The 14,054-nt window shown below is 61.0% G+C and carries 12 protein-coding genes; 7 read left to right on the forward strand and 5 right to left on the reverse strand.

What is annotated here, in order from left to right; translation table 11 throughout:
- Nucleotides 1-119 precede the first annotated feature (119 nt).
- The 5 genes from HU754_RS18385 to HU754_RS18405 all read right to left on the reverse strand — a co-directional run bounded on the left by HU754_RS18385 (nucleotide 120) and on the right by HU754_RS18405 (nucleotide 5,715).
- Nucleotides 120-377 carry a DUF1652 domain-containing protein gene (locus tag HU754_RS18385; protein ID WP_186624872.1) on the reverse strand — a complete coding sequence of 86 codons (258 nt, stop codon included), beginning with the start codon at nucleotides 375-377 and terminating at the stop codon, nucleotides 120-122.
- A gap of 136 nt (nucleotides 378-513) precedes the next feature.
- Nucleotides 514-2,010: a helix-turn-helix transcriptional regulator gene (locus HU754_RS18390; protein ID WP_186624871.1), complete on the reverse strand. Its 1,497-nt coding sequence runs from the start codon at nucleotides 2,008-2,010 to the stop codon at nucleotides 514-516.
- A 130-nt stretch (nucleotides 2,011-2,140) separates the two neighbouring features.
- Nucleotides 2,141-3,031, reverse strand: a complete 891-nt coding sequence (locus HU754_RS18395; protein ID WP_186624870.1) for a LysR substrate-binding domain-containing protein — start codon at nucleotides 3,029-3,031, stop codon at nucleotides 2,141-2,143.
- A 6-nt stretch (nucleotides 3,032-3,037) separates the two neighbouring features.
- The gene (locus tag HU754_RS18400) at nucleotides 3,038-5,251 is read right to left on the reverse strand and encodes a xanthine dehydrogenase family protein molybdopterin-binding subunit (protein WP_186624869.1); all 2,214 of its coding nucleotides are present in this window, start codon (nucleotides 5,249-5,251) and stop codon (nucleotides 3,038-3,040) included.
- Nucleotides 5,251-5,715, reverse strand: coding sequence for a (2Fe-2S)-binding protein (locus HU754_RS18405; protein ID WP_093438867.1), 465 nt, complete (start codon nucleotides 5,713-5,715; stop codon nucleotides 5,251-5,253). Before HU754_RS18405 ends, HU754_RS18400 begins: the two co-directional genes overlap by 1 nt.
- A gap of 118 nt (nucleotides 5,716-5,833) precedes the next feature.
- Here HU754_RS18405 and HU754_RS18410 point away from each other — a divergent pair, with 118 nt between their 5' ends.
- The 7 genes from HU754_RS18410 to HU754_RS18440 all read left to right on the forward strand — a co-directional run bounded on the left by HU754_RS18410 (nucleotide 5,834) and on the right by HU754_RS18440 (nucleotide 14,044).
- The gene (locus tag HU754_RS18410) at nucleotides 5,834-6,739 is read left to right on the forward strand and encodes a LysR substrate-binding domain-containing protein (RefSeq protein ID WP_186624868.1); all 906 of its coding nucleotides are present in this window, start codon (nucleotides 5,834-5,836) and stop codon (nucleotides 6,737-6,739) included.
- Between the two features lie 474 nt (nucleotides 6,740-7,213).
- On the forward strand, nucleotides 7,214-8,143 hold the full coding sequence (locus tag HU754_RS18415; RefSeq protein WP_186624867.1) for an amidohydrolase family protein: 930 nt from the start codon (nucleotides 7,214-7,216) through the stop codon (nucleotides 8,141-8,143).
- Between the two features lie 4 nt (nucleotides 8,144-8,147).
- Entirely contained in the window at nucleotides 8,148-9,053 is a 906-nt protein-coding gene (locus HU754_RS18420; RefSeq protein WP_003224037.1) for an amidohydrolase family protein, read from the forward strand.
- Between the two features lie 246 nt (nucleotides 9,054-9,299).
- The gene (locus HU754_RS18425; RefSeq protein WP_186624866.1) at nucleotides 9,300-10,685 is read left to right on the forward strand and encodes a UbiD family decarboxylase; all 1,386 of its coding nucleotides are present in this window, start codon (nucleotides 9,300-9,302) and stop codon (nucleotides 10,683-10,685) included.
- Nucleotides 10,682-11,299 carry a UbiX family flavin prenyltransferase gene (locus HU754_RS18430; protein ID WP_186624865.1) on the forward strand — a complete coding sequence of 206 codons (618 nt, stop codon included), beginning with the start codon at nucleotides 10,682-10,684 and terminating at the stop codon, nucleotides 11,297-11,299. Before HU754_RS18425 ends, HU754_RS18430 begins: the two co-directional genes overlap by 4 nt.
- A gap of 99 nt (nucleotides 11,300-11,398) precedes the next feature.
- Nucleotides 11,399-12,442: a CobW family GTP-binding protein gene (locus HU754_RS18435; RefSeq protein WP_186624864.1), complete on the forward strand. Its 1,044-nt coding sequence runs from the start codon at nucleotides 11,399-11,401 to the stop codon at nucleotides 12,440-12,442.
- Between the two features lie 234 nt (nucleotides 12,443-12,676).
- Nucleotides 12,677-14,044: a nucleobase:cation symporter-2 family protein gene (locus tag HU754_RS18440; protein ID WP_093438891.1), complete on the forward strand. Its 1,368-nt coding sequence runs from the start codon at nucleotides 12,677-12,679 to the stop codon at nucleotides 14,042-14,044.
- Nucleotides 14,045-14,054 lie beyond the last annotated feature (10 nt).

The following is a 14,054-nucleotide window of genomic DNA, read 5'->3' on the forward strand; positions in this document are numbered from 1 at the left end:
GCGTCTGGAAAAGTGAGTCGCTGTAAGAGCGAAACCGCCAGCCGCAGCACCCAAAGAAACGGATATACACCCAACCCCCAAGAGCATGGTCGGCCCAAAGGCCGCCAAGCCTAAAAGCCCTAAGCCAAATCAGGATCCCGAAAAGAACGCAAAGTGTTGCTCTCCAACTCATACCGCAATTCTTCAATCAAAGCCTCAACCGACTCCGGCGTCCGCAACGCATCAAGCTTCAACCCACTGATCACCAGATCCACCTGCCCCGACACCGGGTGATAAAGCTTCACCGTCAGCGAATGATCGCCGTCCACCAGACACTCACACGCCAGCGGCGAAAAACTGTGTTCAAGCTGCGTGCGCAACTGCGCAAGATTCATCATCAGACTGTTCCTATAACGACTGCGAAGGGCCGCGATCCCGAGCCAGAAAAAACTCGTATCGCACCCCGCCAGACTAAGAACAGCCGTCGACCGCCAACACCTCAATATGCACCTGATGAACTAGTGCATTTGCACCTCAGCGCTGGCCCTTGGCGCCCCACTCCCCGGAAAACAATCCACGCTCGCGCGCCCAGACAATCGCCTCACTGCGACTATGCACATCGAGCTTGGAATACACCGTGGCGACATGATTACGCACCGTGTTCGGCGCCAGTTTCAGCCGCGCGGCGATCTCCTTGTCCGCCAGCCCTTCACAGATCAACCCCAGCACATCACGCTCACGCGCCGTCAGATCGGTAAACGAAATGCTAGGCAGTTGCGGCGAGTTGACCTTCTTCACATTGGCCAGTTTCTCGATCAACGTACGGCTAAACCAGGAAGCGTCTTTCATCACCTCCTCAATCGCCGCCACCAACTCAAGCTCGGTACGCTTGCGCTCGGTAATGTCCATCAGCACCAGCAAATAGCACGGTGTGTCCTGAATATTCACAGTGTCGGCGGACAGCGCGCACTCGAGCAGATCCGCATCCTTCTTGCGCACCCGCACATCCACCCGATCCACCCGCCCGTTTTTCGCCAGCGCCGCCAGCAACCGCGTGCGCGCGCCGCTGTCATCGATAAAGTCCAGCTGCGGCACGGTTTTGCCGAGCACGTCGTCGCTGTCATAGGCCAGGGTTTCGAGGAACGCCTGATTGACGTCAATCACCTGCTGTTCGTCGGCACTGCAAATCAGGATCGGCACCGGCGTCAGGCGAAACGCCTTGGCAAAACGCTCCTCACTCTGCCGCAACGCCACCTCGGCCTTGTGCCGCAGCTCCATGTCGACAAAGGAGAACAGCATGCAATCCTCATCGTTGAGCGTCAGCGGCTGGCCGGCCACGATCACCTGCTTGCTGCTGCCATCGGGCAGGCGCAGCTCGGCTTGCATCTGCGGGATGGTCGCGACGTCGCGCAGGCGCTGAATAGCCAGGTCCCGGTGTTCGGCCTGCTCGAAAATGTCGATTTCATAAGAGGACGTGCCAATCACCTGCTCGCGGGTGTACCCGGTCATTTCCAGAAACCCCGGATTGACCTTGATGTAACGTAGATCACTGAGCCGGCAGATCACCGCCGGTGCCGGGTTGGCATTAAACGTCCTTTCGAAGCGCTGCTCGGCATTGGCCCAATCGGTGACATCGCTCATGATCAGCACCAGCGACTCGGGCTGCCCTTCGCGGTCCGTAAGAATCATGCTGCGTACGCTGTGCACCCAGATTCGCTCCGGGTCGTCGCTCGGCGACACTTCGATCAGCACGTCATTGAAACTCTCACAGCGCGCTACTCGGCTGATCGGGTAGTTTTCGGCAGTGATCGAGTGATTATTGCGATAGCGCAGGTTGAATTTCTTGGCGTATTCGTCGGCATTGTGGCCCAGATCGGTGATCCGCTTGACACCGTGCATGGCCAGCGCGGCTTCGTTGGCCCAGAGAATGCTCTGATCCAGCTCCAACAGGATCACCCCGTCGGACAGCCCGGCGATGATCTGCTGCAACTGGCGGCGGTTGGTTTCGGTGGTCAGGACTTCCTGGCTCATTGGATCTCCACAAGTGATACGGCCATGTGAAGAGTACGACCGCGGCGGCCCGAGATCGTGCCGACGGCTTCAACCCGATCACCATTCCCTTGTGGGAGCGAGCCTGCTCGCTCCCACAGGGATTAAGTGATCAACCGCAGGATTGGGTTTTCAACTCACGCAACGTGTCGAGAAACAGCTTGAGCACCGGCGAAGCATCGTCCGCCCGATAAGTGGCATACAACGGCACCTCCGGCAACGCCGGGGTCAAGCGCCGGAACACCAACCCCGCCGGGGCCAGTTGCTCAATGGACGCCGGCAACAGCGCCACGCCAAACCCGGCGCGCACCAGACTCAGCAAGGTCTGCACCTCGATCACTTGTTGACGAATCTGCGGCGTGAACCCGGCCTGAATGCAGCATTGAAACAGAAAATGGGCGAACCGCGACTGCTTCAATTCCAGCGCCACAAATGGCTCCTGCGCCAGATCCGCCGGGGCCAGCACCGCGCGGCCAGCCAGCGGATGATCCGCCGGCATCACCACATTGATCGGCTCGTAAATCAGCAGTTCATTGCGCAACTGCGGATCGTCATAGCCGACGCGAAACACACAAGCGTCGATGCGTTTCTCCTTCAACGCCTTGACCTGCGCCGCCGGGGTCATTTCATGCAAACGCCAGTTGACCTGCGGATAACGCTGGCGAAACAGGTGCAAGGCCTTGGGCAGCACGCCGACCATCACCGAACTGATCATGCCGATTTCCAGCTCACCGAGTTGTCCGCGCCCGGTCTGCCGCGTCAGGTCCAGCGCCCGCTCAAGCTGTTCGAACACCAGCGGCGCCTGCTCCTTAAGCATCTGCCCCGCCGCCGTGAGTTCGACCCGATGATGGCTGCGCTCGAACAACGGCGTGCCGAGTTCTTCCTCCAGCAAACGAATCTGCTGGCTCAGCGGCGGCTGGCAGATATGCAGGCGCTCGGCGGCGCGACCGAAGTGCAGCTCATCGGCCAACGCCATGAAGTAACGCAACAGGCGCAAGTCCATGGCGGCTTACCCCAGACTCAGCGGCGTCGAACGCTGGCGTACGCCGGTCAGCGCGAACAAGGCATTGGCGATGGCCGGCACTACCGAAGGGCTGCCCAACTCGCCGACGCCACCGGGTTTACTCGGCTCGCCATTCAACACGACGATGTCGGTGGCCGGCATGTCGGACATGCGCATCACCCGGTAATCGTGGAAATTGCTCTGCACCACCCGGCCCTGTTTGATGTCGAGCCGATCGAACAACGCATGGCCAAGTCCCCACATCAGACCGCCGTAGATCTGTTCCTCGACACCGCCCGGCGAAACCGCCAGACCGCAATCGACCACACAGGTGAGCTTCTCGACCTGGGCCTTGCCATCAACCGTTGCCAGTCGCGCGACCACCGCAATAAAACTGGTGTAACCCTGGTTGGTGGCGATCCCCAGCGCCATGCCCGGCGGCAACGGTTTGCCCCAACCGGCGCGCTCGGCAGCCTGCTTGAGCACGGCCACATGTCGTGGCCGCTCCTGCATATTGGCCAGCCGGAACGCCAATGGATCTTCGCCAGCGGCGTGGGCCAGCTCATCCATGAAGCTTTCCACGGCGAACACGTTGGGGATGAAGCTCACCGAGCGATACCAACCGCTGGGCACGTGGCTTTCATGCTTGACCCAGTTCAGTTCCAGGTGCGGCGGTCGATAGGCGAAGTCCCACGCGGTGATCGCCTCGGTGGTGCTGTAATCCATATGATCCGGCCGTTCGAAGTAACCCGGCTCCCACTGCTCCGGCGAGGCCGGCGACACCGCGTGCAGTTGCAGCGCGGTGAGTTTGCCCTGGGCGTCGAGCGCGCCTTTGACTCGATGCAAGGTCGCGGGGTGATTGAACAGCGCGTGCATTTCGTCCTCGCGACTGTTGAGCAGTTTCACCGGCACACCGGTTTTCTGCGCCAGATACGCGACTTCGAACAACCAGTATTTAGCCTCCCGCGCGCCGAAGCTGCCGCCAGAGACCAATTCATGAATGGTCACGTTGGCCTTGTCGATGCCGCATACGGTTTGCGCCGCTTCCAGTGCCGAGGACGGCACCTGCACACCGCCCCAGTAAGTGATCGCTTTGTCCTTGACGTGGGCGGTGATGCAGATCGGTTCCAGCGGGTTTTGCACCTTGTAGGGCATGGTGTAATCGGCTTCGATCAGCTTCGCCGCGCCTGACCATTGCCCGGCGACATCACCCTGGGCCATGGCTTTGACGGTTTGTACTTGCGGATCGCCGATGGCCTTGACCTGCGCGCTGGACAGTTGCTCGCTGTCGAACCCGGCCAAGGGCGAATCGCTCCATTTGATCGCCAGCAGATTGCGCCCCTGCTGCGCGGCCCAGAACGTATCCGCCAACACAGCGACGCCTTCCTGATTGCCGCCGAGCACATCAGGGCGCCCCGCAATCACCAGCACTTTGCGCACGCCCGGCACCTGCAACGCGGCCGCTGAGTCGACGCTGAGCACCGTCGATCCAACCACCGGCGCGCGCTGAATCACAGCGACCAGCATGTCCGGTAGTTGCACGTCGATGCTGTACTTGAATTGTCCGCAGACCTTGGCCGCCGCATCACGTTTGTGGCGCAGTTTGCCGATGTATTTGAACTGCGCCGGATCCTTCAGCTTGACGTTTGTCGGGGCTGGCAGATTCGCCGCGACGCCGACCAGTTCGCCGTAACCGAGGCTGCGTTTGTTCGCAATGTGAACGACCCGACCGTCTTCGGTGGTGCAACTGTCAGGGCTGACTTTCCACTGCTTGGCGGCTGCCGTGATCAGTAGCGCCCGCGCCATGGCTCCGGCCATGCGCAGGCGCTCGTATTCCAGGGAAACACTGGTGCTGCCGCCAGTGGAAAAAACCTTCCAGACCGGATGAATGTAAGTCTCGAAAAACGGATCTTCCGGGGTGATGACCTGCACGGTCATCGGGTTGACGTCCAGTTCTTCCGCCACGCACGCGGCCAGCGCTGTTTGCGTGCCGGTGCCGGAGTCGTGCTTGTGCACCACCAGTTTCACCGTGCCGTCGGGAAAGATGCGCACCCAGGCATTGGGTTCGAATTCACTCGCCGGGGCCGGCGCTTTTGGGTCGGTCGCCGCCATGCCACCCGGCAGATAAAGGGCAATCGCCAGGCCCGAAGCAACCGTCGCCGCTTGCTTGAGAAACACTCGGCGCGGCAATTCTATGCGGCTGTCGTCGATAAGGCTCATCACGCCTCCTTCGGCGCATTCGCCGCACGTTTGATCGCTTTGTTGATGCGTCCGTAAGTGCCGCAGCGGCAGATATTCCCGGACATCGCGTTGCGGATCGAATCGTCGGTCACCGCCGCACCGGTGTTGAGCAACGCGGCGGCGGACATGATCTGCCCGGATTGACAGTAACCGCATTGCGGCACATCTTCGGCGATCCAGGCCAATTGCAACGGGTGGTTTTGCGTCGGTGACAAGCCTTCGATGGTGGTGATGCGGTGGCCCGCGACGGCCGCCGCCGGCAATTGGCAGGAACGTACCGCGACGCCGTCCAGGTGCACGGTGCAGGCACCGCACAGGCCCATGCCGCAACCGAACTTGGTGCCGGTGAGTTTCAGTTGATCACGCAGTACCCATAACAAGGGCTTGGAGGAGGATGCTTCATCCAGCTCGCGTCGTTCGCCGTTAACCGTGAATGCAATCATTGTCAGGCTCCAAAAGAGCGGCCCGTCTTTGTGCGGGCCTGGTGACCGATTATTGGAACCCCGGGCAAAACGCGGCCAGCGACGATTTCTGCCAACCGCTGTAAGCAGGACTAACAACATGTACAAGCGATACCCGTCGGTGCAGTCCATGAGCGCGTTTATCCACGCGGCGCGCAGCGGCAGTTTCTCCAGTGCTGCGCGTAAGCTCGACCTCACGCACAGTGCGATCAGTCAGCAGATCCGCGCGCTGGAAGATTTCATCGGCCAGCCGCTGTTCGTGCGTGAAGGTGGCGGCAGCAATCTGACCGACGCCGGGCAGCTGTTTGCCAGTGTGCTGTCGGACGGTCTGGCGCAGATTGATCGCGCCTTGTCCTCGGTGAAAAACCGCAGCGTGGCGCAACGCCTGACCCTCGACGTCGACAGTGAACTGGCGCAGAGCTGGCTCAATCCGCGCCTGCCGCAGCTGCTCGATGAACTGCCGGATTACGAGGTGACGCTGCTGTCGATGCCGCGTAGTGATCGCAGTACGTTTGAGCGGGTCGATCTGGCGTTGCGTTATGGCTATGGCGATTGGGACGACTGCGAGATGACGCAGATTTGTGGCGATCGGGTATTGGCGGTGGCTTCGCCAGAGTTGCTTGAACGCTATGGTTTGCAAGTGCCGCTTAGCCCGGCGCAGATCCTGCAGTTGCCGCTATTGGGGTATACGCGGCGGTCGTGGATTCCATGGCTGGATGCGGCCGGGATGACACCAAACGAACCGTCAGCGCGGGTGATTTTTGATAATGCGGCGAATCTGATTGCGGCGGCTGAGGCCGGCGTTGGCGCAGGGTTGGTGCGTGGATTACTGGCGGCTGATGCGTTGCGCAGTGGGCGATTGGTGGCGTTGAACGAGGCGCAGATTGCGGCGCATTACAACCTTTACGCGGTGTGGCCGCATGGGCAGGCTGAGCGTGTGGCGCCGGTGGTTGAAATCATCAAACAGTTGGCTTTGTGTACGCTTGAAATCCAGCCCTCACCCTAGCCCTCTCCCAGTGGTAGAGGGGACCGATTGGGGGATATTGCAGAGTTACACTGACGTGCACCTCCTGCTGTGAATCCATAATCGATTCCATCTGACAGGGGAATGCTTCAGAAAATCGTCGACCTGAACCAGCCTCGCCGAATCCATAATCGCCTCGGTTTCTCAGGTCGATGCATCGCGAAAGACACCTCGGTCGGCCCCCTCTCCCTCCGGGCGGTCCGACGTTTCGGGAGGGCTGGGGTGAGGGTCGCTTTTGACCTGTCCATATCGAACGCATATCACCACCGCGCCCAATTAATATTGTACGAACCCAACCCCGCCTTCCAATACTCGCCCTCAGCAACCACCCACCCGGGCCGGATGCGAACAGGCGAGGGAATGCGCATGTCTTGCGCATAGCAATGGCCGATTGCCCGGGACGTGGATGCCGAGAGCCGCAAGGCTCCCTTCCCCGCTATCAGGAGATCGACTGCAATGATCATCGATATCAGCTGCTATCCCACGGATCTCGTGGACCTCGCCTGGAGGCATGACGGTGACCCGTTCACCGGCGAGCGTCTGCTGGAGATGATGGATGGCCCTTACATGGTCAACGGCAAGCCGCGCCGTATCGACAAAGCCTTCATCCAGCCACCGCAGGGCAACACGATTTACACCTGGACCGACGGCGAACTCTCGGGCCGCGAATCCATCGACGCCTACATGGCCTACACCCTGAAAATGGTCCAGACCTACCCGGACCGCTTCATCGGCTGCTTCGTCTACAACCCGCGCTGCGGTGTGGAAAACGGCGTCGAGGCCATCGAGCGCTACGTCAAGGAACACGGTTTCGGCATGGTGCAGATGCAGGCCAACATGCACGCCTACCGGCCTGACCGTGCCCTCGACTGGGTTCGCCCGTGCTTCGAGAAATGCGCCGAGCTGGGCATTCCGGTCAAGCTGCACACCGGCGACGGGCCGTACAGCATCCCGTCGGAATGGGTGCCGATGATCAAGGAGTTTCCCAACGTCAATTTCATCATGGCCCACTTCGGCGTGCAGACCGGCGGCGTCTATGTGTTCGAACCGATGCAATGGGCGATGGAATTGCCCAACGTCTACTGCGAATCCGGCTGGTGCCTGCAATCGCGGATCGTCGAATTCGCCAAGGTCTTGCCGACGCACAAGATCCTCTTCGGCACCGACACGCCTCCGAACGAACCGGGCATGTGGCTGCGCCTGCTCGAAGTGCTCTGCCACGAGCCGCCGCAAGGCCTGAACCTCGACGAGGACACCCTCGAAGAATACCTGGGCAACAACACCGCGCGGATGATCGGCCTCGAACCGACCCCGCCACCGCGTTCCGTTTCCGAAGCAGAGGCGCAACTCAAGCGTCCCGTCACTACTCAACTGGCCAGGAGCTGAACCGATGATCATCGACACCCATCTGCACCCCACCAATCTGGTCGACGAGGCCTGGCGCCACACCGGCGAACCGTTCACCGGCGAGCGCATGCTCAAGTTGATGGACGGCCCGTACATGATCAACGGCAAACCGCGCCGCATCGACATGGGTTTCATCCAGCCGCCACCGGGCAACACCGGTTATCGCGACGGCAACCGCCGGGGCCGCGAGGGCGTGCGCGACTACATGTCCTACGTCGCCGAACTCTGTGTGAAGTACCCGGACCGCTTCATCGGCAACTTCAACTTCAACCCGCGCTGGGGACCGGAAAACGGTGCGGCGGAGCTGGAATTCCACATCAAGGAATACGGCTTCAAGATGCTCAAGCTGCACGCCAACATGCACGGCTATCGCCCGGATCGCGCACTCGACTGGCTGCGCCCGGCGATGAAGGTCTGCGCCAAGTACAACATCGTTGTGCTGATCCACACCGGCGACGGCCCGTACACGATTCCGACGATGTTCTACCCGATCATCCGCGAGTTCCCGATGGTCAATTTCATCATCGGCCACTTCGGTATCCAGACTGGTGGCAACTACTCATTCGAAGCGTTCTGGATGGCCATGGACACGCCGAACGTTTACTGCGAATCGGGCTGGTGCTTCCAGTCGCGGATCGTCGAATTCGCCAAGGAGCTGCCGCGCAACAAGATCGTGTTCGGCACCGATTCGCCGCCGAACGAACCGGGCATGTGGCTGCGCGAACTTGAGGTGTTGTGCTCACCGGCGCCGCAAGGTCTGGGTATCGATGAGGATCATCTCGAAGACTACCTGGGCAACAACATCGCCCGGTTGTGCGGGATCGAACCGACGCCACCGCCCAAGGATCTGGTCGAGGCCGACATACGCCTGACCACCACATACCTGTAGCCATACACATACCCCACTGTAGGAGTGAGCCTGCTCGCGATAGCGGTGTGTCATTTAGCGGTGATAGTGACTGATACACCGCTATCGCGAGCAGGCTCACTCCTACAGGGGATCAGTGTTCAACCCAGGTACACAGCGACTTTACAGGCACGAAGATGACCCGGCGTTCGCTCGACCGGCAGGCCAACGGCTGGCCGCGCGATCGCCCTCTCAACCCTGCGTGCCTGCTTTTTACGAGGTGACACCATGACCCGTTCGACGCTCGGCGATTCTCAGGACTTTCACGTGTTCATCGACGCCTATCGCCGTGAGTACCCGGACGATGTGCTGACTGTCACCCCAGCGATTTCCGCCGATCAGGACGTCACCGCCCTGGTCGATGCCCTCGCCGCCCAAGGTCGCGATCCACTGCTGATCTGCGAACACGTCGGCAACCTCGGTGTGCCGGTGGCGACCAATCTGTTTGCCTCCCGAACCCGCATTGCCCGGCTGTTCGGCGTCACTGCGGCGCAACTGCACGAAACCTTCCAGACCCGCGCCAACCAGCCCATCGCACCACGCTATGTGGAGAGCGGTCCGATCCTCGATGAGGTCTTCGAAGGCGAAGCGCTGGACCTGGCGCTGCTGCCGATGCTCAAGCATTTCGCCAGCGATCGCGGCCCATACATCACTAACGCCATCATCATTGCCGAGGACCCGCTGACCGGCATCGCCAACATGAGCTATCACCGCTCGATGCGCCACGCCCGGCAAGCACTTGCGACCAGCCTGCATTCCCGTGGGCACTTGTGGCGGATGTTGCAGACCGCTCGCGAGCGTGGCGAAGAACTGCGCGTGGCGATGGTCGTCGGTGCGCATCCGTTGTTCATGCTCGCCGCTGCTGCGCGCTTGCCTTATGGCGCCGATGAACGTGCCGTCGCTGGCGGGCTGTTCGGCGCGCCGCTGGAACTGGTGAAAACCCCACGCTACGGCATCGGTGTGCCGGCGTATGCCGAGTTCGTGCTGGAAGGCGCGATTGACCCGGCGGCCTACGCCGAGGAAGGCCCGTTCGGTGAGTTCAGCGGTTACTCCTCGGATCGTTCGACCAACAACGTGCTGCGCGTGGATACGCTGTTAAAGCGCAAAGACGCCTGGCTGGTCGACGTCATGGGCGGCCGCTACGCCGAACACCTGACCCTCGCCCGCCTGCCGCGCGAAGCGGAAATGAGCGAGAAACTAAAAGCGCGTTTCCCCGCCGTCACCGCCGTGCATTACCCCAATTCCGGCACGCACTTTCACTGTTACGTGGCACTGGATCAGAGCCGCGACGGCGAGGCGCGGCAGATCATGCTGGCGCTGCTCGGCTGGGATCCGTACCTGAAAACCGTGATCGCGGTGGACAGCGACATCGACATCAGCGATGACAACCAGGTGTTGTGGGCGCTGGCCACGCATTTCCAGCCGCATCTGGATATTTTTACCATTGATGGCTTGCCGGGCAGTCCGCTCGATCCATCGTCCTCGGTGAATGGCACCACCTCGCGGATGGGCCTCGATGCCACACGCGGTTCGGGCTTTGACGGGATCAAGGCGCAGCTCGATCAAGAGGTACTCGAACGCGCGCGGGTTCTGCTCAAAGGACTTGAATCATGAACCGCCAGCGGATGGTGGTCGGTATCAGCGGCGCGTCCGGGTTTATCTATGGCGTGCGACTCCTGCAATTGCTCGCCGAGCTGAACATCGAAAGCCACCTGATCATCAGCCGCGCCGCGCTGCTGACCATGGCCCACGAAACCGACTACAAATTGGCCGACGTGACCGCGCTGGCCAGCCATTATCACCGCGCCGATGACGTCGCTGCCGGAATTGCCAGTGGCTCGTTTCGTTGCCTGGGCATGGTCGTCGCGCCGTGTTCGATGCGTACCTTGGCGGAAATCGCCACCGGCACGTCATCAGGACTGATCGGCCGCGCCGCCGACGTCACGCTCAAGGAACGTCGCACGCTGGTGTTGATGGCCCGCGAAACGCCGCTGACCCTCGCCCACCTGCGCAACATGACTGCCGTTACCGAGATGGGCGGGATCATCGCCCCGCCGGTGCCCGCCTTCTATGCCCGCCCGGAGAACCTCGCGCAAATGGTCGACCACAGCCTCGGTCGCGTGCTCGATCTGTTCGGCCTCGATGCCGGCGTCGCCACCCGCTGGCGAGAACACACAACCCCCTGTAGGAGTGAGCCTGCTCGCGATGACGTTGTATCAATCACATAAATGTCGGCTGATATACCGCCATCGCGAGCAGGCTCACTCCTACAGAAAAGCAGCATCACCCGAATTCAGTGTGCACCGGTCAATCAAAGGAGCCTCACCATGAACACCCCATTCAACGCCCCAACCCGCAACACCAAAATCCCCGTGACCATCCTCACCGGCTTCCTCGGCGCGGGTAAAACCACCCTGCTCAATTACATCCTCAAGGAAAACCACGGCCGCAAAATCGCCGTGATCGAAAACGAGTTCGGCGAAGTCGGTATCGACGGCGACCTCGTCCTCAGTTCCGAGACCGAAGAAATCTACGAGATGGTCAACGGCTGCGTGTGCTGCACTGCCGAGGTTCGCGAGGACCTGGTGCGCATCGTCCGCGAACTGGTGGCGCGGCCGGTGCGCCTCGATCACATCCTCATCGAAACCAGTGGCCTGGCCGATCCGTATCCAGTGGCGCAGAGCTTCTTCATCAATGACCCGATCGCCGAAGAAGTAGAACTCGACGCGATCGTAACCATGGTCGACGCCAAACACATCGCTCAGCATCTGGAGGATCTGCAACTCGATGGCGTCGACAATCAGGCGGTGGACCAGATTGTCTGCGCCGACCGGATCGTCATCAACAAGGTCGATCTGGTCAGCACTGAGGAAGTGGAAACCCTGCGCGGCAAGATCCGTGGCTTGAACGCCACAGCGGATCTGGTGACCTCGACCCATGCGCAAATCGACCTGACAAAAATCCTCGGCATCGGCGCTTTCGAATGCACGCAGAAGCTCATGGAAATCGGTGCTGAACCTGAGCACCACGACCACCACGATCATCATCACGAAGCGCCCGATCACGAACACGATCCAAGCGTGTCATCAGTGGGCATCGCCGTGGACGGCGCAGTCAACCTGATGGCCTTCCACCGCTGGATCAGCGAACTACGTTCCTCCCAGGCCGACAATCTGTACCGCATGAAAGGCGTGCTGGCGGTAGCCAACGAGGACCAGCGCTACGTGCTGCAAGGCGTGCACAGTCTGGTGGAATTCCGCGCCTCGACCGCGTGGGGCACGGAGCCCCGCTCAAGCAAGATCGTATTCATCGGCCGCGACCTCGACCACGCGGCGCTGAACCAGGGCTTCGCCGCCTGCCTGGCAGGCTGAAACAAGGCATCGGAGCCGGTGGATGGCGGCTTCGCAGCACGAATGACTGATGCCACAAAACCTGTAGGAGTGAGCCTGCTCGCGATAGCGGTGAGTCAGTCACATCACCGCTCAATGAGACACCGCTATCGCGAGCAGGCTCACTCCTACAAGGGATCTTCAGTGTTTCCGGATCCAAAGGCATCAGACGAATACCCCTCTCTACCGCATAAAAACAGCCAGAGGTGTTTCCCCATGTCGTCAGCCCCATCTCCAACGCAATCCGCCGCCACCGTGCATCCCGTCGACCGCATTTTACCGGTACGACAGATGCTCACCCTCGGCCTGCAGCACATGGCCGTCTCGTACATCGGCGCCATCGCCGTGCCGTTGATTGTCGCCAGTGCCTTGAAAATGTCTCATGCCGACACGGTGGTGCTGATCAGCACCACGCTGTTCTGCTCGGGCATCGCCACCCTGTTGCAAACCGTTGGTTTCTGGAAATTCGGCGTGCGCCTGCCAATTCTGCAAGGCGTGGCGTTCAGTAGCGTCGGCCCGGTGATCGCCATCGGCAGCAACCCGGAGGTGGGCTTTGCCGGAGTCTGCGGGGCGGTGATCGGAGCCGGGTTATTCACCATGCTGATGGCGCCGTTCGTGGGTCGATTGCGGCGATTTTTTCCGCCGGTGGTGACCGGTTGCATCGTCACCGTGATCGGCTTGCAGCTGTTCCCGATTGCCTATGAATGGGTCGGCGGCGGGCGCAACGCGAGCAACTTCGGCGCCCCGGCGTTTCTCGGTGTGGCGGTGGTGGTGTTGCTGACGATTCTGCTGGTCAACCGCTACGGCAGCCCGCTACTGCGCAACATGGCGGTGCTGATCGGCATGCTGATCGGTGCAGGCCTCGCGTATGGCCTCGGCATGGGCAGTTTTCACAGCGTCGAAGAAGCGCCGTGGCTGACCGTACCCTACCCGTTCTATTTCGGCCTGCCGACTTTCAGCCTGATCCCGATCGCGACCATGGTGGTGGTGATGATCGTGCAGATGGTCGAGTCGATGGGGCTGTTCGTGGCCATCGGCGACATCGTTGAAAAACCGGTGGAAGACAAACAAGTCATCAATGGCCTGCGCGCCAACGGTCTGGCCAGCACCATCGCCGGCATGTTCGCCGCGTTTCCGTTTATCGCCTTCATGGAAAACGTCGGCCTGGTGATCCTCACCGGCGTGCGCAGCCGTTGGGTGGTCGCGGTCAGCGGTTTGCTGATGTGCTCGATTGCCTTGGTGCCAAAGGCCGGCGCGATCATCGCCTCGATGCCGACCGCTGCCCTCGGTGGCGCCGGCATCGCCATGTTCGGCGTGGTCGCAGCGGCAGGCATTCAGACCCTCGCCAAAGTCGACTACGAGCGCAATCGCTACAACGTGTTGATCGTCGGTTTCACCATCGCCGCCGCGCTGGTACCGGTGCTCGCGCCAACCCTGTTCAAACAACTTCCCGAGTGGTCGCAGCCGTTCCTGCACAGCAGCGTGGTGATCGCCTGCCTGGTGTCGGTGCTGCTCAACGCCGCGCTGAATGGCGTCAGCGTGGCGGAAACCACCGCCAGCAAATCCGCCTCGCACATCCTTTAGTTTGGAGCTG

Source organism: Pseudomonas zeae, from assembly GCF_014268485.2.
GTDB classification, from domain to species: domain Bacteria; phylum Pseudomonadota; class Gammaproteobacteria; order Pseudomonadales; family Pseudomonadaceae; genus Aquipseudomonas; species Aquipseudomonas neuropathica.

Excerpts from the sequence above, each read along its gene's own strand:
- HU754_RS18405 (WP_093438867.1), bottom strand. The coding sequence starts at position 5,715 with ATGATTGCATTCACGGTTAACGGCGAACGACGCGAGCTGGATGAAGCA.
- HU754_RS18395 (WP_186624870.1), bottom strand. The coding sequence starts at position 3,031 with ATGGACTTGCGCCTGTTGCGTTACTTCATGGCGTTGGCCGATGAGCTG.
- HU754_RS18435 (WP_186624864.1), top strand. The coding sequence starts at position 11,399 with ATGAACACCCCATTCAACGCCCCAACCCGCAACACCAAAATCCCCGTG.
- HU754_RS18420 (WP_003224037.1), top strand. The coding sequence starts at position 8,148 with ATGATCATCGACACCCATCTGCACCCCACCAATCTGGTCGACGAGGCC.
- HU754_RS18390 (WP_186624871.1), bottom strand. The coding sequence starts at position 2,010 with ATGAGCCAGGAAGTCCTGACCACCGAAACCAACCGCCGCCAGTTGCAG.
- HU754_RS18400 (WP_186624869.1), bottom strand. The coding sequence starts at position 5,251 with ATGAGCCTTATCGACGACAGCCGCATAGAATTGCCGCGCCGAGTGTTT.
- HU754_RS18415 (WP_186624867.1), top strand. The coding sequence starts at position 7,214 with ATGATCATCGATATCAGCTGCTATCCCACGGATCTCGTGGACCTCGCC.
- HU754_RS18430 (WP_186624865.1), top strand. The coding sequence starts at position 10,682 with ATGAACCGCCAGCGGATGGTGGTCGGTATCAGCGGCGCGTCCGGGTTT.
- HU754_RS18385 (WP_186624872.1), bottom strand. The coding sequence starts at position 377 with ATGATGAATCTTGCGCAGTTGCGCACGCAGCTTGAACACAGTTTTTCG.
- HU754_RS18425 (WP_186624866.1), top strand. The coding sequence starts at position 9,300 with ATGACCCGTTCGACGCTCGGCGATTCTCAGGACTTTCACGTGTTCATC.
- HU754_RS18440 (WP_093438891.1), top strand. The coding sequence starts at position 12,677 with ATGTCGTCAGCCCCATCTCCAACGCAATCCGCCGCCACCGTGCATCCC.
- HU754_RS18410 (WP_186624868.1), top strand. The coding sequence starts at position 5,834 with ATGTACAAGCGATACCCGTCGGTGCAGTCCATGAGCGCGTTTATCCAC.